This window comes from Myroides sp. WP-1, from assembly GCF_014145635.1.
Lineage (GTDB): Bacteria > Bacteroidota > Bacteroidia > Flavobacteriales > Flavobacteriaceae > Flavobacterium.
On the sequence record NZ_JACHTC010000002.1, the window covers coordinates 1 to 24,860 of the forward strand.

The window sequence follows — 24,860 nt, forward strand, 5'->3', positions numbered from 1 at the left end:
TAGCAAACTTTATCCATTCAGAGTGAGAGAAAGGGGGACATTGTCTCTCTTTCCTCTCTGAAAAATAAATGTTTTTATTGCTTATTATCCGCACCCAAAAAGTTGCATTTATAAGTTGAATTCAAGATTTAATGTTTGTGTTTGTTTTCGTTTTTTCTTTTTAGTTATATCAGGCATATAATCCTCATAGTAATTTCCATAAGCGTTTAAAAAACTAAATAGACTTACTGTATTTGTATTCCAATTTTCAAAACAGATTTGTTTGTCTTGGTCTTTATATAGTACAGTATGAAATAAATCATTATTTGGTTTTGGTATCTTATTTTCAAAGAGTTCATTCAGTTTTAAATTCCGATCAACCTCACTTGCTTTTAGGTTCGTGTTGGTTGGTAAATGAATAAATCTATAGCCTTGAATATTACCTTGTTTGTTTACAGTTGGTTTTACTTCTATTTGATGTGCTAGCATCATATTGATGTACTGATCTAAGTTTTTAGGACGCTCTTTTAAAACAAAATAATGAGCCTTTTTTATTATTTCAGCTGTCTGTTTCTGATTAGTTTTTAAAAGCTCTTTTCTATTTAGATTTTCTTGTCTTATTGAAGTCCAATTGTATTTTAGGGCTATTTCGTGAGCGATACTCTGTGCTTGAAATCCGATATAGTTATCTTTTAGTGCTTTTCCATTCTCATCAATACGGTTAATCAAAATGTGAATGTGTTTGTGCTCTTTTTCAGTATGTAAGTAAGCGATGTATTGCGCGTCTTTGGGATTTAATTTTAAACCAACTAAAAAATCTTTTACGAGATTTTCTAAATCTTGGTCTGTCATTTTTCTACTATCTTCAATAGTAGGAGATATAACAACGGAGATTGTATTGTTTTTACAGCGAGTGTTTTGATTTTGTAGAATCTGCATGGTTTGATACATATCTTTCGGAGTTTCCCCCGAAAGATTGTTTCTAGCAAGTTCATAACCTTTGTTTGGATTAATTACATAATTAAAAAGTGCTGCTCCTCCAATACATGTTTTTGCTTTAGCTATCATATTACTTTAGTTTTTCAAGGTGAGCTCTAATTAAGTTTGCTGTTTCAATGGTGGATTCTTTTACCTTAGTGGTATCTCCAAGTTTAAAAAGGTTACCTATTCTTCTAAAGTTATCAGCAAATTTGTTTAGTAGTTTGTAAGTTTCAATTTCATCTTGAGTTAGTTTATAACTTACAGAATATCCCAGGGCAGTACTTCGTAAATATTCAGAAACGCTACAACCAATTTTATTTGCTTTGTTTTTTATAAGCAGAGATTCAGTAAGGGTAACTCTAAATTCTATCTTGTGTTCTCTTTTCATCGTCTTACCAATTTTGCGACCTTCGGGAGAAAAACGAGTGGTCTTTGTTCCGGTTCAAATTTTCAATTTGTAAGGACAAAGACACATCTCGATGATTCTCACGTCAGTTTATCGCGGTTAATACTCAGTAAATAATCATTGACATCCTTGTAATCTTTATATTTAGCTCTTGCATCTTTTGTAATTAATGGAAATGCTGCAATTAATTTCTCAGTTGCTTTATCTCCAGCAGTATCATTGTCAAAACAAGCAACTATGGTTTTATATTTAGATTCAAATGTTTCTGAATCGTCTAAGGTTTTATATAAAAACTTGTTCGAGGATTGAATAAGGGTACTTTCTAAAGTGTTAACGGAGTTTAAAATGATGTAATCAAACCTATGTTCTAAATTAGGTTTAAGAGTTATAAAGGATAAAAAGTCGATAAAGGCTTCAAATAAAAATACGGTAGATGAATCATTATTTATATAGGTAGGATACTTGGAGCCAAAGCACATTTGAACATATTTGTTTCTGAGTTCTACTCCATCAAGTTCATTTTGAAAGCCTATTGCATAATAAGCTTTATCTTTAAGGATATAATGTATTTCCTTACAATACCTTTGAGTTGTTTTAATGCATAAGCCTCTTTGCTTGATGTAATATATAAGGTATTTATTTCTCAGAGGTTTAATGGCTGTAATCTCATAATCTTTCTCATCTTGATTAACCTGTGGATTAAAAAGTTGCTGGTGAACAGAAAAAGAATTGTTTGCTAAGATTTTTAGAGCTTCTTTTATATCACATTTGTAATATAGCATTACAAAGTCAATTACATTTCCTTTATATGTACTATCACCAAAGTCATAGAATACATTTTTAGTTACACTAACACTAAACGAAGGGGTGTTTTCTGCTCTAAAAGGAGAATGGTACCAGGCTTGTTTATCATTGATTTTAGTTGGTTTTATACCAAGGCTATCTAAAATAGAAATAATCGATATGTTTTTTGCTTCTTGAATATTCATAATTTGGGTTGTTTAATTGTATGTTATTGATTTATAGTGTTTAAAGTAATATCTGTATGTCATTTAGTTGTCATCTGATCATCTGATCATAATTGTACTAATAGTGAATTACTTTCTTTAGATGAGCGCAGATGAATCGTAGATGACAATCAGTTTATGATTTATTAATACTTAAGTTATTGGTAAATAGTTTATTAGTTATTTATTTCATCTGTCATCTGATTTAAAAGTGTTTCTTTTGAAATCCTGTAATATTTACCCTTGTGAATAGTCCGTTTTAAAGTACTATCCTCTATCTTGACTCGTTCATAATTATTTGAGTTAGTTGATCTAACTAAAGCTATGTTTTCAAGTATTGTTTGTATCTCTCTCATTGTGATATTATGACCTCTGTTATAATAATTCAGAAGAGCATTAATATCAGAAGGAGTGGTGTCTATTTGATCCATATCAAATTCATTGAAAATAATATCAAGTATATCAAGCACCAGGTTTTTGTTTTGAAGATCTACATCGTGTTTTAGTTTATGTAAGGCTTCTGTGTGTAGAGTCTCTGGAGTAAACCACATTCGGGTTTTCTTTTCAGTCGTGAAAGGAACTCTATAGAGATAGTTTAAGAAAATAGGAATCTCCTGAATGAGTTTGGTGAAAAATTCAGTAGATCTCTTTCTTATCGGAGGGACTTTAATAACCCAAAACCTTGTTTCTTCTTTATCTATCTTTAGAAAATTATGCTCGTGATTACTTGTCATGATAATCTTAAGAAAAGACTTCTGCTCAACTTTTTCTTGGCCTTTGTATTCAATTGATTGATACATAGCCGTTGAAATGTATTTGATTGCTTCAACAATATCTTTGTTCTCAGATTTTACTTCTTCTATTAATAAGAGAAGTTTACTATCCATCTCACTATTGAATTTTTCTGTAAATGCATTTGCCTTTACAAAAACAGCATTTTTATCAAAGATTTCTTTTATCCAATTTAAAAATGTGGTTTTTCCTGTTTCACGATTCCTAGATACAAGCACTATAATTGGCAATATTTGTTCTGGATAGAATAATAGAATTTTAAAATAATCTATTGCAAGTAGATATTGATTTCCAAAGATGTGTTGTAGAAAATAATAAGTAATAGGTATCTGTTCTTTAAGTGAATTTAATGAAAGTTCAGAAGTAGTGTCAATGTTATATAGAATAGGAGAGTAGGAATTAAAGTAATCTCCTATAAAATGAGTGTAATGAATGTGATTAGGTTCACATTTATAACCAAAGAATTTAGGTAACTCTTTGATGATATCCTTTCCAAAGTCAGTGATGATTTCAGACTTTCTCCACAGTTTACGTTCAACAATGATTTCTTTACCGTTGACGTTCTTCTTTCTTATCGCATAGTACTCTGTTCCTATTCGAATATATTCTGTTGCAGTTGTATTCATATCAAAAAATTTTCAGAAAGAAGTAGTTATATTTACTACTGTTTTCTTTTGTTATAGAAATAGTTATTTAAGCATTGATAGTAGGGCTATCAATGCTTTTATTTTTTTAACTGTTTTGAAAATTGTGATAGAACTTCTTGGTCGGTAAAGACTCTATATTGTTTAATCCACTCAACTATCTCAAGGCGGTCAAAGAATAAGGTGCCATTGGTAGGTTTGTGATGAGGGATTAAGTTTTTAGAAGTTAACTTATGAATAGTACTGTCTGAAAAGCCAGTATAAACCATCAAATCTTTAATAGTAAAGATTTCTTTTTGAAACTGATTACCTTTAGTAATCATTAGCTTGATCTCGTTAAGCTCTTGAATGATTTTTAGCGTTGTCATAATAAATGTTTTTTGAATTATGACGCTAAACTATTGCAATGAAGCTACTTGAAATGGTTGTTTGTCAGTTAACTGACATTTAATTTTAGTCTTAGGACAGTTTTTTAGATAACTGACTTTTTACATTTTCTAAGATTTTAGCATAAGTTTCTTTATGAGCATTTGTAATTAACTTTCTGCCCTTTTTATTTATTGAATCATAGTTTATAGCTGAATAATCTTCTACAGTTGCATATTTAAAGTAGCGACAACTTTCTTTTAGTGTGGTTTTGTGTAAAGTAAATAAATGTACAAATGGTATAAAGAAAGCTTCTAAGAACATGGCACAATGTTGAGACTGAAGTTCTAACTTAATAGAAGAATCAGGATTATCTGTTTTTTTACTAATACAAGATTCTATAACTCTTTTAAAATCTTCCATTGTTGTGTCATCATTAATAACTTCTTTCTTTAATTCATACAAAGTTTCTTTAATGATAGCCTGATGTGCTGTGCTAAAAACAAATACATTGTCTTTCTTTTGCTCCTGTTTCTTTTTAGAAGGAGTAGTGATATTAATTGTAATTGTTTTTTTAGAAGGAGATATTAGTAGATACTCTTTAGAATTTTTAAATGATTTAAAAGATTCTTTATATATCAAACTTAGGTGACTGATTAAAAATATGTTCTGCCCTTTGTCAAAATTAATTGCAGCACTTAATAATAATATAGAGTAAATCAATGCTGTTAAAGGCAAAAGGATGTACCATTTAGATATACTATAAAAATATGGTAATTGAAAAGTGGATGTTACCAGGGATATTATTGGTAATAATGCGGCAATTATGTAAGTGAACTTCTTGGAAAGAGTTACAGAGCTTAGCTTTTCAAGCTTCTGGTGAAAGAAAAAAAACGGAGTTTCAATAATAGTATTCATAGTGTCTTGTTGTTGGTTAGTAATAAAAGTACTAAAAATATAACTAACTGCAAGAAAATGAAAACTTTACTATCTTTATAGGGTAAAACAAATTGTTGTACTTTTGTTGTACTGATGAAAAAAAAGGTGAAAAAAGGGCAAAAAAAAAAGCACCTATTTTACAATAGATGCTTCTCTGAAATTTTAGTGGTCCCACCTGAACTTGTTTTGTTTTTTAATTCGTTTTTATATAGTTTTACCTATTGATAATCAGTTTAATATGATTTATTTTAATTCGTTTGAACTGATTTGAATTCATTTTAATCATATTTTTAACCCCTAATTTGCCCCTTCGTAAAAAATGGATTTTTAGAGTATGTTTTTAAGATTTTGATCGATGAAAATTAAAAATAGGAAAAGCTCCTGTTTTTTTATGCAAAAGCGTTGCCCCCTTGGCAAGCCCCCTTAAAAAACAATAATAATGAAGTACTATTTCGAGCTGAGAAAAGATAAGATCGATAAAGAAGGTATGGTTCCTATTCGCTTAGTTGTTACTGCTCCAAAAGTTAGGATAAGAAAAAACATAAGCGTCAAGACAAAACTCGATGATTGGGATGCTGAGATTAATCAAATTCGAAATGTCAAGAGAGATGATAATGAACTGTATTTGGACTACAAAGAGTATAATGCTATACTTACTAATACCATTAATAAAGTAGAACATATCTTCGATTTTTTTAGATTTAACTCCATTCCTTTTACAGAGAAAATGTTTGAGGAAAAATATAAGTTAGAGACAGTTAGTGTATCTATCCGTTTTTTTGATGCTTTTAGTGAGTATATTAAAGTTTCTACTATTTCTAAGGCTAAGTCAACTATAACTAAATATAACTCCGTAAAAGCGTTCTTTATTGATTTTGCCACATCTTCCAAGTATGTTATGCGTTTTGACACTATAGATTTTCGTTTTGAGGAGGCTTTTATGGAATACTGTTTTGTTGAGCGTAAAACATTGAATAACTATTACGGAAAGTTAGTAGCTACATTAAAAGCATTTATGCAATGGGCATTTAATAGAGGGTATCATAACAGCCTAGAATTTAAAAAGATTAAAAGAGTTGATAATGAAATAGAAGTAGTGTTTTTGACTATGGATGAATTGATGAAACTTTATAATCATAATTTTGAAAACAGATCTATGGAAAGAGCTCGGGATATGTTTTGCTTCCTTTGTTTTACGGGACAGAGGCATAGTGATATCTATTCTCTTAGAGATTGTAATATAGTTGAAGATTATCTGAATTATACTGTTGTTAAGACTAAGACAGTTCATCACCAGGTATATTTAATATCATATGCAAAAGAGATACTAGAGAAGTATAAAGATACTCCTTATAGTCCTGTACCAAGAATCACTTCTCAGAAATTGAATGAGAGACTTAAAGAATGTTGTGAAGAGGTAGGAATTACAGATAAGATTAGACTAACTCGTTATATAGGTGCGAATAGAATAGATACAGAAGTAAGAAAGTGCGATGTAATTACTTCCCATGTAGGGAGAAAAACATTTATTACTAACAGTATTATTTTAGGAATTTCAGAGCGAGTAATTAAAAGTACAACCAATCATAAAGACGAGAGAAGTTTTAGGAGATACGTTCATGTTGGCGAGTCATTTAAACAAAAGGAATTAAATAAATGGGAAAGTTTGTAATCTGATGAAAAGAGAAATAAAAATACATTCTGCATTTGATCAGATTCTAACATACCTGAATATAACTCCTAAAGATGAAGTTTGCTTTAGTAGTTTAGAAAGAGAAATTATAGAACATTTTGATTATTTGACTTTTATTGATTTATTGCTTGGGCTTTCAGAGGTTAATTCTCAATTACGTATCGTTGTTATACTATCTACAGATACTTATGAAAAGATGCATCTCAAAGCGTTTAAAAAGTGGGAACTCTATAAACAAGATATGTCAGAAGTCTCTTATTTATGTAGGCTACTGAAATGTAAACATGATTTTTTAGAGAATTTAAATAAGCTCTCTATACCATTATTAGAAAGATTGGATAACCCAGACAAAGGAGATAATAATCATTTTATTAGAGTTTTAGATCAGTATATTTTTGAAGAACTAATGCTCATCAATAGTAATTTAGATGAGAATTGTATTAATACTAGCAATTGTTTTGCACTTTTGTTTTTGGAAAATAAAAAACAAGCCATTAATAGTTTCTTAAACTATGTATCTAAAGAAATTATATATGAGGGAGGAAAAAGTAATCATCAGAGTTTTATTCTTAGTAAAGATAGATTTTTTCACTTTTTGCAGTTAGACTTTGTACCTAATATTTCTTATAGTAATTATAAACAAAGTTTAAATCTTTTTAAGGAAGAAAATATGATAATCTCTAAAAAACAAATTGATATAGTAATTGGACAGGAAGAATTTTTTCAGAAGAAATTGCCTTTACATGAACTTAAGTTAGAAGAATTGTTTTCTTTTAATAATGATTTTCCAAAAGAAAAGGTAGACTATATGAATGATATACTTAAGGCTTTTTTTGAAGTTCTTTGTGAGAATAAATTTACCTATGGGGAAACAAATGTATTTAAGTTGTTTTTTTCTTCATGTACAGAGATCTATCCTTCTTATAGTAAAGATGAACTTTACTATGCTTATAATCTTTTAAATGAGCTAGTGTCAAAGGATAAAGTAGTTTTTTATCAAATACTTTCTGTATTTATAGTTTTACATAATAGTGATGCTATAAAGTTAGTACCAACAAAATTACCCAAAATTTTATCAGCATATTTTAAAGGAAGTACTTTGTCCCAATCAACAATGCGTCAGTACATATCTGGAAAAGCAAAATATAGTAAAGAATTTTTGTCAATATTAAATGAAGTTAATGATTGGGTGGTCGCTTCTGAAAAAGGGAAAAGAGTTAATTTTCAGCGTGTTATATGAGTGTGTAATGGGATGTAATAAGATTTGTCTTAAGTTTTTAAATCTTTGTTTCATTCAAATGCTTTAAAATAAATTCAAATGGAAACAAATTTTGAAACAAAGAAGGAAGGAAGATTTATTGATGAATCTCAAGAAGTATTAGTTAATACTTTCTTTCCAACAGGTGATGATCGTATGTCTCAACAAGAAGTAGCTAGTATGTTTGATAGAACAGTTCAAACTATTATTAATTGGAAGAATAAAGGGAAGATTCCTTATTATGAAATTGATGGACGACCTATTTTTTCAAGAAAGCAATTAATTCAAGTGGCTTCAAAAAATCAACATCTCTTAAATCCATAAAAAAAGCGTTTGCTTCCTTCAAAAACCAAACGCTTAGAATTTTATTCTTTAATCAAATCCTTATAGTGCAAATATAAGGATTATAATCTATTATTTATTATGAACTTAGATTCTGCCGAATTTATTCGTGTGGGTACAGCATATTATGCCATAATTGAAAGACCTACACTTAGTAAAACAACTGAAAAGGTAATGCTTCCTTGGAACAAGGAAACAATTACTAATGACTTTGGAAAAGACTTTATTTCCAATATTAAAAAGTATTATGGCTTTTGTTGTATTCCGCAACATATCAATTACAACAGAGAGATAGATGACTTCTACAATATCTACCACCCTATAGACTACCAAGTACAACGATCTATTGATGACTTGGTTTACTTAGAGAGTAAACTAAAATACACTTTAGATTTTATACGTCATATTTTCGGTGATCAATATAACTTAGGGCTTGATTATTTTAAGATATTGTTGGAGTATCCTACTCAAGTTCTCCCTGTTCTTGTATTAGTTTCTAAAGCTCGTGAAACTGGAAAATCAACAATGCTAAAATACCTAAGAAAGATATTTTCGTTTAATGCAACGTATATTAATGCAGAATCGTTTGTAAACAACTTTAACTCAGATTTAGACGGTAAGTTATTAGTACTTATAGATGAAGTCGTTACTGATAATCAACAAATCACTGAGCGTATCAAATTTTTAAGTACTGCTGATAGAAATAAGATTGAACGTAAAGGTAGAGACAAAGAAGAAGTAGAATCCTTCTACAAATTTGTTATGACTAGTAACTTTGAAGATTCTTTTATGAAGATTGACAAAGAAGAAATACGTTTCTGGGTTCGTAAGATTCCACAAATAGAAAAGAACCCAGATTTTTTAGATTTGCTTTTTAAAGAGATTCCTGATTTTCTCAATTATCTTTTTACAATTCCTTACTCCACAACTAAGAGAACTCGTATGTGGTTTACCCCAGAACAAATAAGAACTGAGGCATTAGTAAAATTAATGAATTCTGATAAGAATAAGTTAGAGCAAGAGGTGCTAGAGTTAATAAGGGAACTTGCAGAGAGATTTGATGAGAAAGAGTTATGCCTTGCACCAATGGAAACCTCTGCTATTATTAAGAAGATTAATAAGAGAAGTAATATAGAACCAAAAGACGTAAGAAAGATTTTCAAAAAATGGGGGTTTATTGCATCAGAAAATTCGTATAAATACCCTGGATATGATTACCATTCCTATGGAGAATTTACTAGACTAGATAGAACGGGAAGATTCTATCAAATTAATCTTAGCAAAATTGCTCATTATTTTGATGAGAATGATGAGAGGTGATTTAATATATTGATTAATAGTTTTTTATCTCTCATCAAAACTGTCATCAAACTGTCATCAAACTAATTTTGATGACAGTTTTAAACTAATTTTGATGAATGATGAGAGTTTGATGACAGTATATCTTTATAATTATCAATTGATTACAAGGTTCTGTCATCAATCATCAAAATATCATTGAAATTTAAGTCATACAAGATTATGACATATAGTGAAGTGAAAAAAATAGGTTTAACCTTTATTTTATCTAAAATAAGGTACTAAAAAAGTCAAACAGAATAATCAAGATGTTTTGGATAGTGAGCCTATGTATAGAAGAGTTAATACAGAACATAAAGTTTACAACGATCGTTATTCTTCTCTTCTGACTTAACAGTTATTTACTTTTTTCTTTTCTACAGAATAAGTGTTTTCTTTAAAAAAACACTTCTATGAAATAGAGCAAGACGGCGTCGGACAAAAGTTCGACCCATACTTGCCCATACGGGAGGTAATTAATTAATAATCAATCACTTGTTGTTTGTAAATTAATTCTTTAGAAAAGAAAAAAGTAGTCAAAACAAATTAATTAACTAAAAATCAGTCCATTATGAGTAACTACTCACGAAAAACAGTAAAAATATACAGCGAAACATACAAACATTTAGAACGAATTTCAAAGGAGACAGATAAACCAATTTTACATGTTGTAAGTACAATAGTCAACACGTTTGTAGAAAATGAATTCGTCAAAGATTTTAATTTAGAAGCTAAGACTAAACCTATAAACTATCGTGATCTTTTAACCAACTCTTTAAATGAGCAAAAGAAAGAGCTAGCAAATTTTATGAAGGAGCGAACTAATACGATAATTGGTTTTATTAAGACGCTTGATAAGAAAGTAGAAGGAGCAAGACGTGATATCATTTTCAAAGTAGATCCTGATGATGATACAATTTTTCATCCATTAGAGTTCCATTATGATTTTGTGATAAAGAATCTACTACTTTTATTAGAGGTTAATGGTATGTCCACAGATGATTGTATAAAAAATTTAGAAGTTCTACTTAGTCGAGATGAATATGAATTTTTTATAAAGAGCTATAATGCTGTAATGTCTAAAAGAATAAACTAAAGTATGTAAGCTTGAGATACAAGGTTAGAGAGAATTGTATGTTTTTCTTTTGATAAAGAGTCTTCCATTTGATATACCTGGTCATAAGTACACTTATAAATTAATTCATATACTAAGTAAGTAATTACCTCGCAAGATAAATTATCAAAGACAAACTTATAACCATCTTTCGCTAGATCAAAACTATTAATATTAATGTGTTTAGGATAAATCTCAAAGGTAGTCTTGACATATACAGCTTTAAATAAATCTTCATTAAGAGTACCATGAAGAATAGTTGACCTTTCAAGTCTATCTAAAGCATGTAACGTTCTTTCAATTTGTTCTACCCAATAAGTAGAGACCTTATGACTCTTAAGTAATTTAATACTTTCAATAAAACTAGGGGATAACTGTAGAGTCTTGTTGTCTATAAACGAAACATCTAAAGTATTAAATAATAGGTTATTTAGAACTTTAATAATAGGACGTGAACTCATAGCCTTAAAAGTAAAAGGCGCAAGCTCGGTAACTATGGTTAACTGAGGTTTGCGACAACCCAACAACCCAATAGACTCCGCCTACGCCAATATAAGGCACAGGCGCAAGTCTATCGTTTTATAGGTTGTTTAATGAAGGTCGCAATTTCAGTTAACCCAAACGATAGCTCACGCTTGTTCGTAATATTTTCAATTACAAATGTAGATATTATCTATCAATAACTAAAAGAATTACATAACTTAGAAAATAAAAAGACATTATGGAAGAGTTTAAAACATACATTAGAAATTGGTTCTTAGAGAACAACCCTACATTTAAACCAAACATTGAAGACATCTATTTAGACGTCGAAGATCTGTTAAAAGGACTTAGTCCTCAAGCTTGTAGAATAGAGTTATCTTCATTTTTAGCTTTAAATTATAGTAATAAATATCTAGAGAAAGTTGAAATGGAACTATATGATGGGTATGGTGATATAGTAAATGGATGGAATGAGTTAGGCATATTTACTTCTGAGCTTGAATGTATACTAGAGAACTTAGAAAAGGATATAGGTAGGCATCCTAATAAGGACGTAGATGATTTAATAAAAGCCTGTGTTCAAAAATACATGTTAAGGGATGAGATAGAGGTAGATCCTTTTATTGAGTTTATGCAATCGTTAAGAGAGGACTGTAAACCTAGTGCGGAAGAAGTGGCTAAGTTCGCGGAAGTAGCTCGTCTGCATCAAGAGAATGGACTAGATAAGAATCAACGTATGTGCCCTAAGTGTTTGGAAGTAATAACATCGAAGTATGCACATGATTTTGTTCGATGTAAATGCGGTTATCTTGGGATTGATGGAGGATTAGATTATACTGAGGTACATGTTTTCTTTTAAAATAAATTTTAAGGTTTTGACTTTTATTAAAAGTATTCAAGATAGAAATTAGTTTGGAATGATATAGAAAAAGGTTGTATAAAAAACAAAAACCTCGGAGCAAGTCCGAGGTTGTTATTTCTTTTTTTTAAGTGCAGCGTTAAAGCATGTTTCAGAATAACGGGACACTATTTTGTTATGCAAAAGTACGATAACATACGCTACTATGCAATAGATTACTATTGTTTTTTACAAAAAAACGAAATATATACGTTCTATTTAGGTGCTATATAATTAATCTTTGTCGTTATGATTCCTGTTATTTCGTCACCTTTATTTAAGTATTGATTAAACAAATCATCAATATTATTTTTTAGTTCATCAGCTCTATTTTGTGATATTGTAGATAGTATAAAAATGATGATTTTGATACATGAGTCTAAACAGTGCCTATCATTATTATTAAAAGTGTAATAAGGTAGTTTTGGTATACCATAAGTATTCCTTAGGTCAAAAATAACACCGTTATGAGCACAATAATTGCGTACAAAGACGATCACATCCATTAGTTTTTCGAATTTTGGAATATCTTTTACTTTATACATATCTGATATTCTTTGTTTGGTTTCAATACTTAGAAGGTTCTTGTATATTTTCTGATTGATTCCAAATGTTAGGTATTCTAATGTCTTCCATGCAGGAGCGTATTTATCATTAATGTGTTTATTGTGATGATTGTTTATTACATTGTTTTTTCTAAAATCAGTATTGTAGTATTTGTCAAAACCATTAATAAAATCCTTTGTCATAACCTTTGGATCAACAAACCATGTAGGACTGGTCTTGTGGATATTAGAAACATAGTACACTATTTTGGTTCTATAATTAACTTCAATCCTATTAAGGGATTTAATAAGTAAGTGTCTTAAATCTACATCCAGGTAATAGAGATCAATGATAGTAGAGAATTTTATACCCTCTTGAAAATTATGTTCATCATCTATTTCAAAAGGATTCCAATAAAAACCAAGTCTATAATATCCAATGTCAAGAAGCACTTCCTTAATTTTGTCTAAAGGAAGGTCAAGTATCATTCCTCTTGATTTTAATTTTTCTATTTGATTGTCTATTGATGTAGCTATATTTCCCATTTTATTTAGTATTAATACCCATGTAAATATATTAGATTAAGAAGTTATATCATCTAAAATAGTGTGAAAATTATTTTAGCACAACTGACAATTTGGGTCAATCTTATTACTTTGAGTGAGTTAGTTTTTAATTCCTTTTAACTTGTTTGAATTATAAGTATTTTTGTTTTTTAAAGTTATTTACAATGAACACCTTACAATATATATCAAGCCTTAATAATCGCTATAAATTAGGGAATTCTACAGAACATACTTTTCGTGGTGATTTACAAAATTTAATTGAAAGTTTATTACCTGAAATACAAGCAACCAATGAACCTAAACGCCAGGCATGTGGAGCTCCTGATTATGTGTTAACTAAAGTTGGAAGTACTATTCCTATTGGTTATATCGAAGCTAAAGATATTGGAGTTGATTTAAAGTCAAAGCAACTTCAAGAACAGTTTGGGAGATATAAAGAGGGATTGACAAATTTAATAATTACGGATTACTTACAGTTTGATTTCTATAGAGATGGAGAATTAACCACAACTATAACTATCGGAGAGGTAGTTGATGGTGGTATTCAACCATTACATGAAAGCATAAATATATTTGAAAGTCTTATATTAAACTTTAGTACGGTTGTATCTCAAACTATTCGTTCTGCCGAAAGACTTGCAGAGTTGTTGGCAGGTAAAGCACGTTTGATGGCTGATATAATCGAAAAGGCTTTAAATGCAGATGATGAGTTACAACAATTCTCACCCCTTAAGCAACAAATGCTTTCATTTAAGAATATGTTAATTCACGATATCGATAATAAAGCTTTCTCTGATATTTACTCACAAACAATTGCTTATGGTATGTTTGCTGCTCGCTATAATGATAGCACATTAGATACCTTTTCTCGTATAGAAGCTGCTAATCTAATACCTAAGTCTAATCCTTTTTTGCGTAAGTTATTTCAGGATATTGCTGGGTTTGATTTGGATAAACGTATAGATTGGGTTGTAGATGAGTTAGTTAATGTGTTCTTGGCAACAGATGTCCATCAAATTATGATAGGATTTGGTAAGAGTACAAAGATGGAAGATCCTATCATTCATTTTTATGAAACTTTCCTTTCTAAGTATGATGCTAAGTTACGTAAAGCAAGAGGTGTTTGGTATACCCCTCAACCTGTGGTAAATTTTATTGTAAGAGCTGTAGATGATATTTTAAAAGATGAATTTGGTTTATCTCAAGGATTAGCGGATACATCAAAGACTAGAATTAAAGTAAATACAGATATGGCAGATGGGCGCTCTTCTACAGGGTATAGACAAGTAGAGAAAGAGGTACATCGCGTTCAAATATTGGATCCTGCTACGGGTACAGGAACATTCTTAGCCGAAACCGTAAAGCATATCTATTCTAAATTTAAAGGAATGGAAGGAATGTGGAATCAATATGTAAAAGCAGACTTAATACCCCGATTGAATGGCTTTGAGTTATTGATGGCATCTTATGCAATGGCGCATCTGAAGATGGATATGCTATTACAAGAAACGGGATATCAAAGTGACGATGATCAACGATTCAGAATATATCTTACGAATTCTTTAGAGGAAGCTCACCCTGATACAAATACATTATTTAGTTCTTGGCTTTCTGATGAAAGTAATCAAGCAAATGCTATTAAAAAAGATACACCTGTGATGGTTATTATGGGGAATCCTCCTTATAGCGGGGAATCTGCTAATAAGGGAAAGTGGATTATGGATTTGATGGAGGATTATAAAAAAGAACCTGGAGGTAAAGAGAAATTAAAAGAAAGAAACCCTAAATGGATAAATGATGACTACGTAAAGTTCTTGCGTTATGGACAGCATTTTATTGAGAAAAACGGAAATGGGGTTTTGGCTTTCATTAATCCGCATGGATTTTTAGACAATCCTACTTTTAGAGGGATGAGATGGAATCTGCTAAAAACGTATGATAAGATTTATACCATCGATTTACATGGAAATTCAAAGAAAAAAGAAACAGCACCTGATGGTTCAATTGATCAAAATGTTTTTGATATTATGCAAGGTGTTTCTATCAATCTCTTTGTAAAAACAGGAACTAAAAAAACAAATGAATTAGGTCAAGTGTTTCAATATGATTTATATGGAAAAAGAGAAAGTAAATATGAATTTTTAATCGAGAAAAATATTCGTTCAATTGATTTTAATAAATTAGAAAATGTCGCACCGGATTACTTTATGGTGCCAAAAGATTTTGCTGCTCAAGCAGCATATGAAAAAGGCTTTAAAATAAATGAACTTTTTATAGTAAATAATGTTGGGATAGTTACTTCTAGAGATTCATTTGTGATTGATACTAATGAGTCTAATCTTTCAGAACGAATTCAGGATTTCTTTTTTTTGGAAAAGGAAGAAATAGTTGCTAAGTATAATTTAAAAGAGAATTCTACTTGGAAAATTGATTCAGTAAAGAATGTAGCAGGTAGTTTTGATAATAATCAAATAAAGAAGATAAATTATAGACCTTTCGACACTAGGTTTATATATTATGATGAGTTTTTTATTGAAAGATCAAGAAGAGATGTAATGAAGCATTTTCTAAAATCTAATTTGGGAATAGTTTTTAAATTAGGTAATGCAGAAGAGAAATCTGTATCAGTAATGGTGACAAATTCATTAATAGACTTTAGAAGTTGGTCGAGACCTGGCATGCAAGGTGGAGATTATATAGCTCCATTGTATTTAGTGACTGATAATTGGAGTATAGGAAATGAAGTGTTAACTAAAACTCCTAATCTTTCTCCTAAGTTAATTGAAAAAATAGAAAAAAGATTAGGTTTAAAACTTGGACAAGAGAAGGTAGGTGTAGACGGGACATTTGCGCCAATAGATATATTAGATTATATCTATGCAGTATTACATTCACCTAAATACAGAGAAACATATAAAGAGTTTCTTAAAATCGATTTCCCACGTGTACCTTATCCTAATGATTCGGTTTCATTTTGGAAGTTAGTAGCTTTAGGTAAACAGATACGAGAATTACATTTGTTGGAATCAGATAAGGTAAATGATTTTATATCTTCTTATCCTAAGAGTGGTGATAATATAGTAGGTAAAACAGCTTTCAATGAAGGGAAAGTTTTTATCAACGATACCCAATACTTTGATAACGTTCCAGAAGTGGCTTGGAATTTTTATATAGGAGGATATCAACCAGCTCAGAAATGGCTAAAGGATCGTAAGGATAGAGAATTGTCTTTTGAAGATATTAGACACTATAATCAGATGATTGTTGCTTTAGTAGAAACAGATAGGTTGATGAAAGAAATAGATAATGTTTTAGAATTATAAAGTATGAAGATAACTGAATTTATCGCGAGATATGCTAATCATCCAATTTTATTTGTTGGTTCAGGTTTAAGCCTAAGATATTTAGAAAGCTCATTTAATTGGAATGGATTATTAGAACATATAGCATTTAAAGTATTTGGTACAAATGAAAATTATTTAGATATAAAACACAAGCATACTTATAGGGGAATTGTTGACTATAAGAATATAGCGACAGATTTAGAAAAAGAGTTTAATGAAATTGTTTCAAGGGATAGAGATGGTGAATTGTCATTTATTAATGATCAGTTTTATCAAAATATGGAAAACGGTATTTCTATCAGTAGGTTTAAGCTGTTTATTGCAAGTTTATTTACTGATGTGAATATCTCTACTCATATGAAGGAGGAAATATCTATTTTAAAAAAAGCTAGAAAAAATATTGGATCTGTTATAACAACAAACTATGATGGGTTGATTGAAAAAGTTTTTGAATTTAGTCCTTTAATTGGCAATGATATTCTCTTAAGTAATCCATACGGTTCAGTATACAAAATACATGGTTGTTATACACAACCTCATAGAATTGTAATTAATGCAGATGATTATGACGATTTTGATAAACGTTATGAGTTGATTCGGGCTCAGTTACTTTCTTTGTTTATTCATAATCCTATTATTTTTATCGGTTATAGTGTAAGTGATGATAATATTAGGAATATTTTAAAAACAGTATTTTCATATGTTGAAATTGATTCTCCTGAAGCTGAGAAAATTAAAAATAATTTTCTTTTAATTGAATACCAAAAGGATGAAAATAATTTAATCGTGAGTGATTATGATATAGTTTTAGATGATGGTCATACTATAAGAATTAATAAAATTAGAACAGATAATTATATAGCCATATACGAATCTATATCTGAGTTGCAGTTACCTATTACTGCTTTAGATATTAGAAAAGTTCAAAATGTCGTTAAGCAAATTTATGAAGGTTCTCATGATGAAGAAGGAAGTATTACAGTAAATATTACTGAAGATTTGGATAGTTTAAAGAATAGTGATAAGATTTTAGCAATTGGATCAACTAAAACGATACAGTATCAATTTAATACAGCTACTGAATTATGTACAAATTATTTTAAAATTATAGAAGAGTCAAATAAACAACTTTTAAGATTAATAGATAGGATTCAGATTACGAGTAGTCAACTTTTTCCTATACTTGGATTTTTAAAGGTGTGTCCTGATCTAAAAAAGGGGGAAGCGTTAAAAGAACAACAGATAAATAAAATAGAAGATATACGTAATAGATTAGAAAGATGTAAAATTATACATCATAGTGTTCAAGAAGTTTTAGATTCAGATAGGGTTATTCAATCACAAAAAATAAACTGTATTATATGGAATTTTATAGAAAGTAATATAAATATGGATGATATGAAAGATTATCTTTTTAATTATACACATAAAACAACAACAGAGTACAGAAAGTTATTAGTTGTTTATGATTATAAGGTAAATATCTAGTCCCCTAATTAACCCCCTAAAAAAAATAAACCCCTCACTACCAAGGTAATGAGGGGTTCTTTTGTGGTCCCACCTGGGCTCGAACCAGGGACTTACTGATTATGAGTCAGTTACTCTAACCAACTGAGTTATAGGACCGCTCATTTTGAGCGAAAAATTTCGTGGTGGTCCCACCTGGGCTCGAACCAGGGACTTGCTGATTATGAGTCAGCTACTCTAACCAGCTGAGTTATAGGACCAGTCAAATTGACGATTAGTGGATGCAATATTACAGCGTAATATTGGTTTTTGCAAGAAATAAAACTAAAAAATGATTATTTGACCCGTCTCAATTCCCTAACTGCTAACCGATAATCCATAACTTTTTCGTTCTCAGTCTCTTTTTGCTACTCTCTTTTATTTTTTGCTATTTTCAAGCAGAAGAGAGCAGTAAAATAATCCGTGAAGATCACCTTAAAACCCCTTCTTTTTTCAGTTGTAGACTTCTTGTGAACCAGCGATCTACATTCTTCCTAAAATATAAAAAAAATGATATCCAAAAAATTGTATTTTTGCAGCATGGAGACAAATAGACAAAAGAAGATGGGTGCGCTTCTGCAAAGTGACCTCGTAGATATATTACAAGGAGAAGTGCGCAAGAACGGAATAAGCAATTTGATTATTTCAGTTTCTAAAGTACACATTACCTCAGATTTATCAATCGCAAAAGTGTTTTTGAGCATCTTTCCTGCTGAACGTGGAGGAGAATTATTGAAAGCAATTCAGTCGAATGCACCACTAATTAAGCACGACTTAGCACAACGCGTAAAAAATCAATTGCGCAAGGTGCCAGATTTGATGTTCTATGTAGACGATAGTTTGGAGTATATCGATCAAATTGACAAAGCATTAAAAGGGGATGAAAACCCAATTGCCAATCCTGATTTATTAGCGAAGAGAAAGAAAAAATAAACCGGTGAAGATAGCCTTTTACATAGCCAAACGCTACGCTTTTAGTAAAAGCAAGAGCAAAGCAATTAACGTCATTACGGCGATTGCCTCTATAGGTATTGTCGTGAGTGCTATGGCGATGTTAATTGTATTAGCTGTGTTTAGTGGTCTTCGTACGTTTAGTTTGTCCTTTACGAATGAACTCGATCCTGCTTTAAAGGCGTTTAGTCAGCAGGGGAAAACGTTTGTTGTATCGGATGCACAATATGAAAAATTAAAGCAATCCCAATTGTTTTCGGGAGTTGCTCGTGTAGTAGAAGACCGTTTGCTTTTTACCTATAATGAAAAGCAAACCGTTGCTATACTCAAAGGGGTAGACGACGATTTTCCAAAAGTGAGTCAGTTTCCCGAAAAAGTAGAATTAGGACAGTGGATTGCGCCCGATTCGGATGAAATCGTAGCGGGAATAGGGATGGCTTATCTCCTTTCTATGGGGTTGTTTGATATTGAACACAGCCTTCAAGCCCTTTCTATTAAACCAGGAGAAGGTGTAGTTAGTAACCCAGAAGACGCCTTTATACGTACCTATTTACATCCTGTGGGAATTTATTCTTCTCGCAATGAAGATGTAGATAGTAAATACGTTTTTTGTAATGTTGATCTAGCACAGCATTTACTCAGTCTCTCCGAAAAAGAATACACCAATATAGAATTTGCCCTAAACAAAGGTGTGAGCGAAAAACAAGCCGTTGCTTTTATTTACGAAGTACTCGGTGATACAGTTGTTTTAAAAAATCGAATTCAAATGAATGATAGCTTGTATCGCATGTTGAATACCGAAAATGCTGTGGTTTATTTTATCTTTTTATTGGTGGTAATTATCGCGTTGTTTAACTTAGTTGGAGCTTTATTGATGATTATCCTCGAAAAGAAGATGAACATTAAAACCCTGAATGATTTAGGAGTTTCTCTCAAACAACTCAAGCGCATTTTCTTGTTACAAGGGATGATTATTAGTACAGTTGGTGGTATTGTTGGTATTGTTTTGGGTATAATCTGTATCTTAATTCAAGAGTATTTTGGGGTAATCCTCATTCGCCCTGGATTTCCTTATCCTGTAGAATTTAATATCAGCGACGTATTTGTTGTGTTTTTCTCCATTTTTATTTTGGGATTTATTGCTTCTTATATCGCTTCAACACGTGTGAATAAAAAATATTTACACGATTAATTGATAAATAATATTTCTTTTTTTAGAGATTTAAAGTCTTTAAACCTTTGCGGTTACACGTTTTTATTCCTTTTTTATTTTCCCTATAAATAGGGATTTTTCCTTTTCGAGGATACACTTTTTTATAATTAACAAATTATATCAATAGCGTTTCTTAAATTTGTGTTTGCTTGGATAAAATCCAACACAACAAAAAATTGTTTTAATAGAAAAAGAAAAAATTATGGGCGAGTTTAATGTAAGATACTTGAGCTACATCAGCGAATTTGCAAACGGACAAGAAAGCTTGAGCGAAGCTGCACAAGCGTATTTTGAAGGTAATGATTATGCAGATCCAATCCGATGGTTTAAAGCACACGCACTTTGTATGTTGGCTTTACAAACAGGAAAAGAAGGCGAAGTATTCCAGCAGTTATACGAACAAATTAATGAAGAGTCAAATCGAGAGCGCAGTAGTTTTTATTTGAATGATAAGGATTATGCATTGTGGTTTGACGATGTCGTTTTATTAAATCAACTTTTTATTGATAAAGGGTATGCAAAGGCTTATACCTTTATGCATGAATTGTACATGAATGCGCGTTATGGGTTTAAGGACGACGAGAAAGCTACCGCTTTTTTAAAGCAAGGCTATGATGCAGGTGACCCAACAGCTAAAGCATTTGTTGGATATAATTTATACTATGGCAGTCAAGGTTATGAACAAGATCAAGAGAAGGGGATGGAATTTATCCGCTCTTCTTATGCGCCAGGGAATCGCGTAGCACCTTTATTTGCTTTGAATATTGAATTCCGCGCTTGTGAATCAGCAGAAGAAGGAAAAGCAGTTTTAGACAAATACCACGAATTAATTCACGTAGAAAAACGCGGGTTATATGTCTTAGCGGATTATTATTTAAGAGAAGGTGAAGACGAAAAAGCAGCAGAAACTTTTTTAGAAGGTATCAAAAACAATAGCGGATATTGTAATTATATGATGGGATTGATGATTTGCAATACGCGTTTCGCTCCATTGGGGTATGAAATTGCACAAGGGGTTCCCTATTTGCAAATGGGCTTTGAACACGGAATCGCTTATGCTGGTTTCGTACAAGGATATTACTATTTGTATCCTGCAGATCAAAGTGAACCACAATTTGAAAAAGCCATTCAAACTTTAGAAAAAGCAGCTTTATATTGCTCGAATGAAGCACTATTGGAATTGGCAATCCTGTACTTGTATCACAACGAGTATAAAAATATTGAAAAAGCCTTGGTGTATCTTGATCGCGCAATCGCAGGTAAATCGACGCGAGCGATGAATGAAAAAGCAGTGGCGTTATTAGAACATCAAGAAATTGAACAAAACCCAGCAGAAGCACACGCACTTTTACTAGAAGCGATGGAGTTAGGTGATGATTATGCACCTTATCGCTTGGGGTATGGATATCAATTCGGTGAGTTTGGTACAGAAGAGGAGTATAACAAGTGTATTGAATTTTACGAATTAGCTGCTGAACGAAATAATGGATTAGGAATTGAATATGCAGGAAGATACCACCGTTATAATGAAAATCCTGATTTAGATAAAGCCGTTGCTTTCTATGAGAAAGGATTGGAATTATACAATTCGAATTATTGTAAGGTAGAATTAGCTATGATGCTAGAGCGCGGATATGGTTTAGAAGCTGATCCTGTAAAAGCAGAGCAGTATTACTTAGAAGCATTAGAGAATAATTATCCTTTTGCGGCTGTACGCGTAGGATACTTATATGAAGATGGTTTGTTAGGCGAGGTAGATGCGGAAAAAGCGAGAACGTACTTCGAAATGGCAGCAAATGCTGATTTAGCAGAAGGAATTTATCAATTTGCACGTTGCAACCGTTATGGAATTGGCGGAGAAGAGAATCGCGCTTTAGCGTTTGAACTATTCGAAAAAGCATTGGAATACGGGTATAACGACGCGAATGTTGATTTAGCTTTAGCTCATGAAGAAGGCGCTGGTGGCATTGAAGAAAATCCTGAAAAAGCAGTCGAGTACATGACCGCTGCCGCTGAAATTGGCTTTGGTTATGCACAATATAAATTAGGTACTTATTACCTCTATGCTTACGGAATAGAGAAAGATTTAGACCTGGCAAAGTATTGGCTAGAAAAAGCAAAAGACAATGGATCTGCTTTGGCAATGCTTACTTTAGGTGATTTCTATTTGTACGGATACGAGGAAGATCAGCCATATGATTTAGCTTTCCCTTACTATGAAGAAGCAGAACAACAAGGCTATGTTTCGGAAGGATTGGGAATCTGTTATCAATTTGCTATTGGAGTTGAACGCGATGATAAAAAAGCGTTCCATTACTATAAAATTGCCGTAGAACGCGGATATGATGCCGCTTATTTCCGCTTGGGAATGTGCTACTATTACGCTATCGGCACAGAAAAAGATTATGTAGAAGCGATGTACTATTTAAGAGCAGTTGCAGATCGCGGTCACTTAGAGGCGTCTTCTTATGTTGGAATTATGTTGGTTAAAGGAGAAGGTGTGGCACAAGAAGCAGTTGAAGGTGTAAGTTACCTGGAAAAAGCAGCGAACAATGGATTTGACATGGCGCAATACGAATTAGGTAATTGTTATTTAAAAGGAGAAGGTGTAGAGCAAAACGATGAAATCGCTTTACATTGGTACCAACAAGCGGCAGAAAATGGAAATGAAGACGCACAAAAAATTGTTGGTGGTCCAAGAAAAAGAAGAAGATAATGGACAATAAAAAGAATTATCAGTTCCAAGTGAATATGAAGGGAATGATAGAGCTGTTGAGTGAGCATATTTATAGCTCACCAACGGTTTTCATTCGAGAATTACTCCAAAATGGAGTAGATGCTGTTACAGTAAGAAAGGGAATTGATGAGCGTTTTCAGGGTAAAATAACCCTGTTTTTTGATAGTGATCAGTTGATTTTTCAAGATAATGGCGTGGGATTAACCCTTGACGACATGCATCAGTTCTTATCCGTAATAGGACAAAGTTCTAAGCGAGGTGAATTGGCAGAAAAAGACCTTATTGGTCGTTTTGGAATCGGTTTGCTTTCTTGTTTGGTGGTTTCGGAAGAAATTGTTGTGGAGTCGCGCTCTTTGTATAAAGAAGAATCTGTGCGTTGGACTGGACGTGCAGACGGAACGTATGAAGTGGAAATGATTGATCTACTTCCAGAGGTTGGAACACGCGTTATTCTACAAGCGAAAAAGAATTGGAAATCCCTTTTCAAAAAAGAAGAAGTGAAACAAAATGTACTCTTTTACGGAAGTGCATTGCCAATTGAAATTAAATTTATTGAACAAGGGGAGGAAGAAATTGTATCTGATGGAAATCCCATTTGGCTAGATCCCAATGCGAGTAAGGAAGCCTTACTAGCCTACGGAAAGGATGTGTTTAAAACAAAGTTTTTGGATGTATTCCCAATCTCTTCTGAGGCAGGGGATATTCAAGGTGTTGCTTTTGTTATTCCCAATAAAGTAAATGCCTCAACCTCTAAAGAACACAAAATATTCTTGAAACGCATGTATTTATGCGATCAAGCGACAAATTTATTACCCGAATGGACTTCTTTTGTTCGTTGTGTTATTAATTCTAATGGATTACAACCAACAGCATCTCGTGAGTCATTGATGAATAACGCTCTGTTGACTGAAGCGAAAAAAGAATTGACTACGTGTTTTAAAGATTATCTGAAACTCCTATCTGTTTCCGATCTCGATAAATTGGAACACATCATTTCTATTCACCATTTATTTATTAAATCTCTAGCAGCATCAGATAATGAAATATTAAAATTATTTGAAGACTATTTGCCTTTTGAAACCAATCAAGGCATGTTGTTGTTTAGAGATATTCGAGTGAATTATGGTGCGATATACTATACGCCTTCACTTGATGATTTTAGACAAATTCGACGTATTGCAGGATCACAAAAAAAATTGGTAATCAATGCGGCATATAGTTACGAAGCAGATTTAATTCAAAAAATAAAAGCGAGTAATCCGACTTTGAAAATTGAATTGATCAAACCCAATGACGTGTTGGATAGTTTTGAAGCAGCGTCAATTACTGATGATAGCATCGATTTATTTATTGAAAAAGCCAATAAAATTTTAAAACAGCACTATTGCAAAGCAGAAGTAAAGCGATTTGAACCTCAGGATACTACAGCAATTTACATTGCAAACGAAGAAGCATTGAACAGTAAGAGCATGCAAAATCTATCGCAGAGTTCGAATCCATTTGCTGCAGCATTGGGGCATTTTAAAAAACAGGAAGAAGTTTTGCCAACCTTGTGCTTCAATCAACAAAATGATTTAGTGGCTAAGCTGTTGGTTATTAAGGATCCAGAGTTGTTTGAAGCCTTGATCAATGTGTTGTATGTTCAGGCTTTGATGTTAGGTGGATATACGATCAATAAACAAGAAATGGATATTTTCAATCACGCCCTTTACCAATTCGTGATTTTGGGAATGACTAATTTTTTACCAGAGTTCTAA

General features: G+C 31.7%; 20 protein-coding genes and 2 tRNA genes. 12 read left to right on the plus strand and 10 right to left on the minus strand.

Features of this window, described 5'->3' with window-relative positions:
* Positions 1 to 108: 108 nt before the first annotated feature.
* The 6 genes from H4K33_RS01760 to H4K33_RS01785 form a co-directional block, all read right to left on the minus strand.
* Positions 109 to 1,047 (minus strand): relaxase/mobilization nuclease domain-containing protein, encoded by a 939-nt coding sequence (locus H4K33_RS01760; RefSeq protein ID WP_182646799.1) that lies wholly within the window; start codon positions 1,045 to 1,047, stop codon positions 109 to 111.
* A 1-nt stretch (position 1,048) separates the two neighbouring features.
* Entirely contained in the window at positions 1,049 to 1,348 is a 300-nt protein-coding gene (locus H4K33_RS01765; protein ID WP_006260543.1) for a hypothetical protein, read from the minus strand.
* Between the two features lie 98 nt (positions 1,349 to 1,446).
* A complete protein-coding gene (locus H4K33_RS01770; RefSeq protein ID WP_006260544.1) occupies positions 1,447 to 2,355 on the minus strand; it encodes a toprim domain-containing protein in 909 nt (302 codons plus the stop codon).
* A gap of 194 nt (positions 2,356 to 2,549) precedes the next feature.
* The gene (locus tag H4K33_RS01775) at positions 2,550 to 3,791 is read right to left on the minus strand and encodes a primase-helicase family protein (protein ID WP_006260545.1); all 1,242 of its coding nucleotides are present in this window, start codon (positions 3,789 to 3,791) and stop codon (positions 2,550 to 2,552) included.
* Between the two features lie 98 nt (positions 3,792 to 3,889).
* Complete coding sequence (locus H4K33_RS01780) at positions 3,890 to 4,177, minus strand: AlpA family transcriptional regulator (protein WP_182646800.1); 288 nt, start codon at positions 4,175 to 4,177, stop codon at positions 3,890 to 3,892.
* Between the two features lie 91 nt (positions 4,178 to 4,268).
* The gene (locus H4K33_RS01785) at positions 4,269 to 5,093 is read right to left on the minus strand and encodes a hypothetical protein (RefSeq protein WP_006260547.1); all 825 of its coding nucleotides are present in this window, start codon (positions 5,091 to 5,093) and stop codon (positions 4,269 to 4,271) included.
* A 460-nt stretch (positions 5,094 to 5,553) separates the two neighbouring features.
* On the opposite strand from H4K33_RS01785, the gene H4K33_RS01790 reads away from it, so the two are divergent.
* The 5 genes from H4K33_RS01790 (at position 5,554) to H4K33_RS01810 (ending at position 10,841) form a co-directional block, all read left to right on the plus strand.
* Entirely contained in the window at positions 5,554 to 6,786 is a 1,233-nt protein-coding gene (locus tag H4K33_RS01790) for a site-specific integrase (protein WP_182646801.1), read from the plus strand.
* Positions 6,787 to 6,790: 4 nt separating this feature from the next.
* A complete protein-coding gene (locus H4K33_RS01795; RefSeq protein ID WP_182646802.1) occupies positions 6,791 to 8,047 on the plus strand; it encodes a hypothetical protein in 1,257 nt (418 codons plus the stop codon).
* Between the two features lie 78 nt (positions 8,048 to 8,125).
* The gene (locus tag H4K33_RS01800) at positions 8,126 to 8,389 is read left to right on the plus strand and encodes a helix-turn-helix domain-containing protein (protein WP_182646803.1); all 264 of its coding nucleotides are present in this window, start codon (positions 8,126 to 8,128) and stop codon (positions 8,387 to 8,389) included.
* Positions 8,390 to 8,488: 99 nt separating this feature from the next.
* Positions 8,489 to 9,727: a primase-helicase family protein gene (locus H4K33_RS01805; RefSeq protein ID WP_182646804.1), complete on the plus strand. Its 1,239-nt coding sequence runs from the start codon at positions 8,489 to 8,491 to the stop codon at positions 9,725 to 9,727.
* 589 nt (positions 9,728 to 10,316) lie between these two features.
* Positions 10,317 to 10,841 carry a hypothetical protein gene (locus tag H4K33_RS01810; protein ID WP_182646805.1) on the plus strand — a complete coding sequence of 175 codons (525 nt, stop codon included), beginning with the start codon at positions 10,317 to 10,319 and terminating at the stop codon, positions 10,839 to 10,841.
* On the opposite strand, the gene H4K33_RS01815 is transcribed toward H4K33_RS01810, so the two are convergent.
* On the minus strand, positions 10,838 to 11,320 hold the full coding sequence (locus H4K33_RS01815) for a hypothetical protein (protein WP_182646806.1): 483 nt from the start codon (positions 11,318 to 11,320) through the stop codon (positions 10,838 to 10,840). The genes H4K33_RS01810 and H4K33_RS01815 overlap by 4 nt on opposite strands.
* Before the next feature lie 260 nt (positions 11,321 to 11,580).
* Between H4K33_RS01815 and H4K33_RS01820 the strand changes: the two genes are divergently transcribed.
* Positions 11,581 to 12,201, plus strand: a complete 621-nt coding sequence (locus H4K33_RS01820) for a hypothetical protein (protein WP_182647106.1) — start codon at positions 11,581 to 11,583, stop codon at positions 12,199 to 12,201.
* 254 nt (positions 12,202 to 12,455) lie between these two features.
* Here H4K33_RS01820 and H4K33_RS01825 read toward each other — a convergent pair whose 3' ends face one another.
* Positions 12,456 to 13,331, minus strand: coding sequence for an Abi family protein (locus H4K33_RS01825; protein ID WP_182646807.1), 876 nt, complete (start codon positions 13,329 to 13,331; stop codon positions 12,456 to 12,458).
* A 185-nt stretch (positions 13,332 to 13,516) separates the two neighbouring features.
* Here H4K33_RS01825 and H4K33_RS01830 point away from each other — a divergent pair, with 185 nt between their 5' ends.
* Positions 13,517 to 16,675 (plus strand): type ISP restriction/modification enzyme, encoded by a 3,159-nt coding sequence (locus H4K33_RS01830; RefSeq protein ID WP_182646808.1) that lies wholly within the window; start codon positions 13,517 to 13,519, stop codon positions 16,673 to 16,675.
* 3 nt (positions 16,676 to 16,678) lie between these two features.
* On the plus strand, positions 16,679 to 18,184 hold the full coding sequence (locus H4K33_RS01835; RefSeq protein ID WP_182646809.1) for an SIR2 family protein: 1,506 nt from the start codon (positions 16,679 to 16,681) through the stop codon (positions 18,182 to 18,184).
* A 64-nt stretch (positions 18,185 to 18,248) separates the two neighbouring features.
* On the opposite strand, the gene H4K33_RS01840 is transcribed toward H4K33_RS01835, so the two are convergent.
* A tRNA-Ile gene (locus H4K33_RS01840) sits at positions 18,249 to 18,322 on the minus strand.
* A gap of 24 nt (positions 18,323 to 18,346) precedes the next feature.
* A tRNA-Ile gene (locus H4K33_RS01845) sits at positions 18,347 to 18,423 on the minus strand.
* Between the two features lie 319 nt (positions 18,424 to 18,742).
* Here H4K33_RS01845 and rbfA point away from each other — a divergent pair.
* The 4 genes from rbfA (at position 18,743) to H4K33_RS01865 (ending at position 24,860) form a co-directional block, all read left to right on the plus strand.
* Positions 18,743 to 19,135, plus strand: coding sequence for a 30S ribosome-binding factor RbfA (gene rbfA / locus H4K33_RS01850; RefSeq protein WP_182647097.1), 393 nt, complete (start codon positions 18,743 to 18,745; stop codon positions 19,133 to 19,135).
* 4 nt (positions 19,136 to 19,139) lie between these two features.
* Positions 19,140 to 20,345, plus strand: a complete 1,206-nt coding sequence (locus tag H4K33_RS01855; protein WP_182646810.1) for an FtsX-like permease family protein — start codon at positions 19,140 to 19,142, stop codon at positions 20,343 to 20,345.
* A 223-nt stretch (positions 20,346 to 20,568) separates the two neighbouring features.
* Positions 20,569 to 23,082, plus strand: coding sequence for a tetratricopeptide repeat protein (locus H4K33_RS01860; protein WP_182646811.1), 2,514 nt, complete (start codon positions 20,569 to 20,571; stop codon positions 23,080 to 23,082).
* The gene (locus H4K33_RS01865; RefSeq protein ID WP_182646812.1) at positions 23,082 to 24,860 is read left to right on the plus strand and encodes an HSP90 family protein; all 1,779 of its coding nucleotides are present in this window, start codon (positions 23,082 to 23,084) and stop codon (positions 24,858 to 24,860) included. Before H4K33_RS01860 ends, H4K33_RS01865 begins: the two co-directional genes overlap by 1 nt.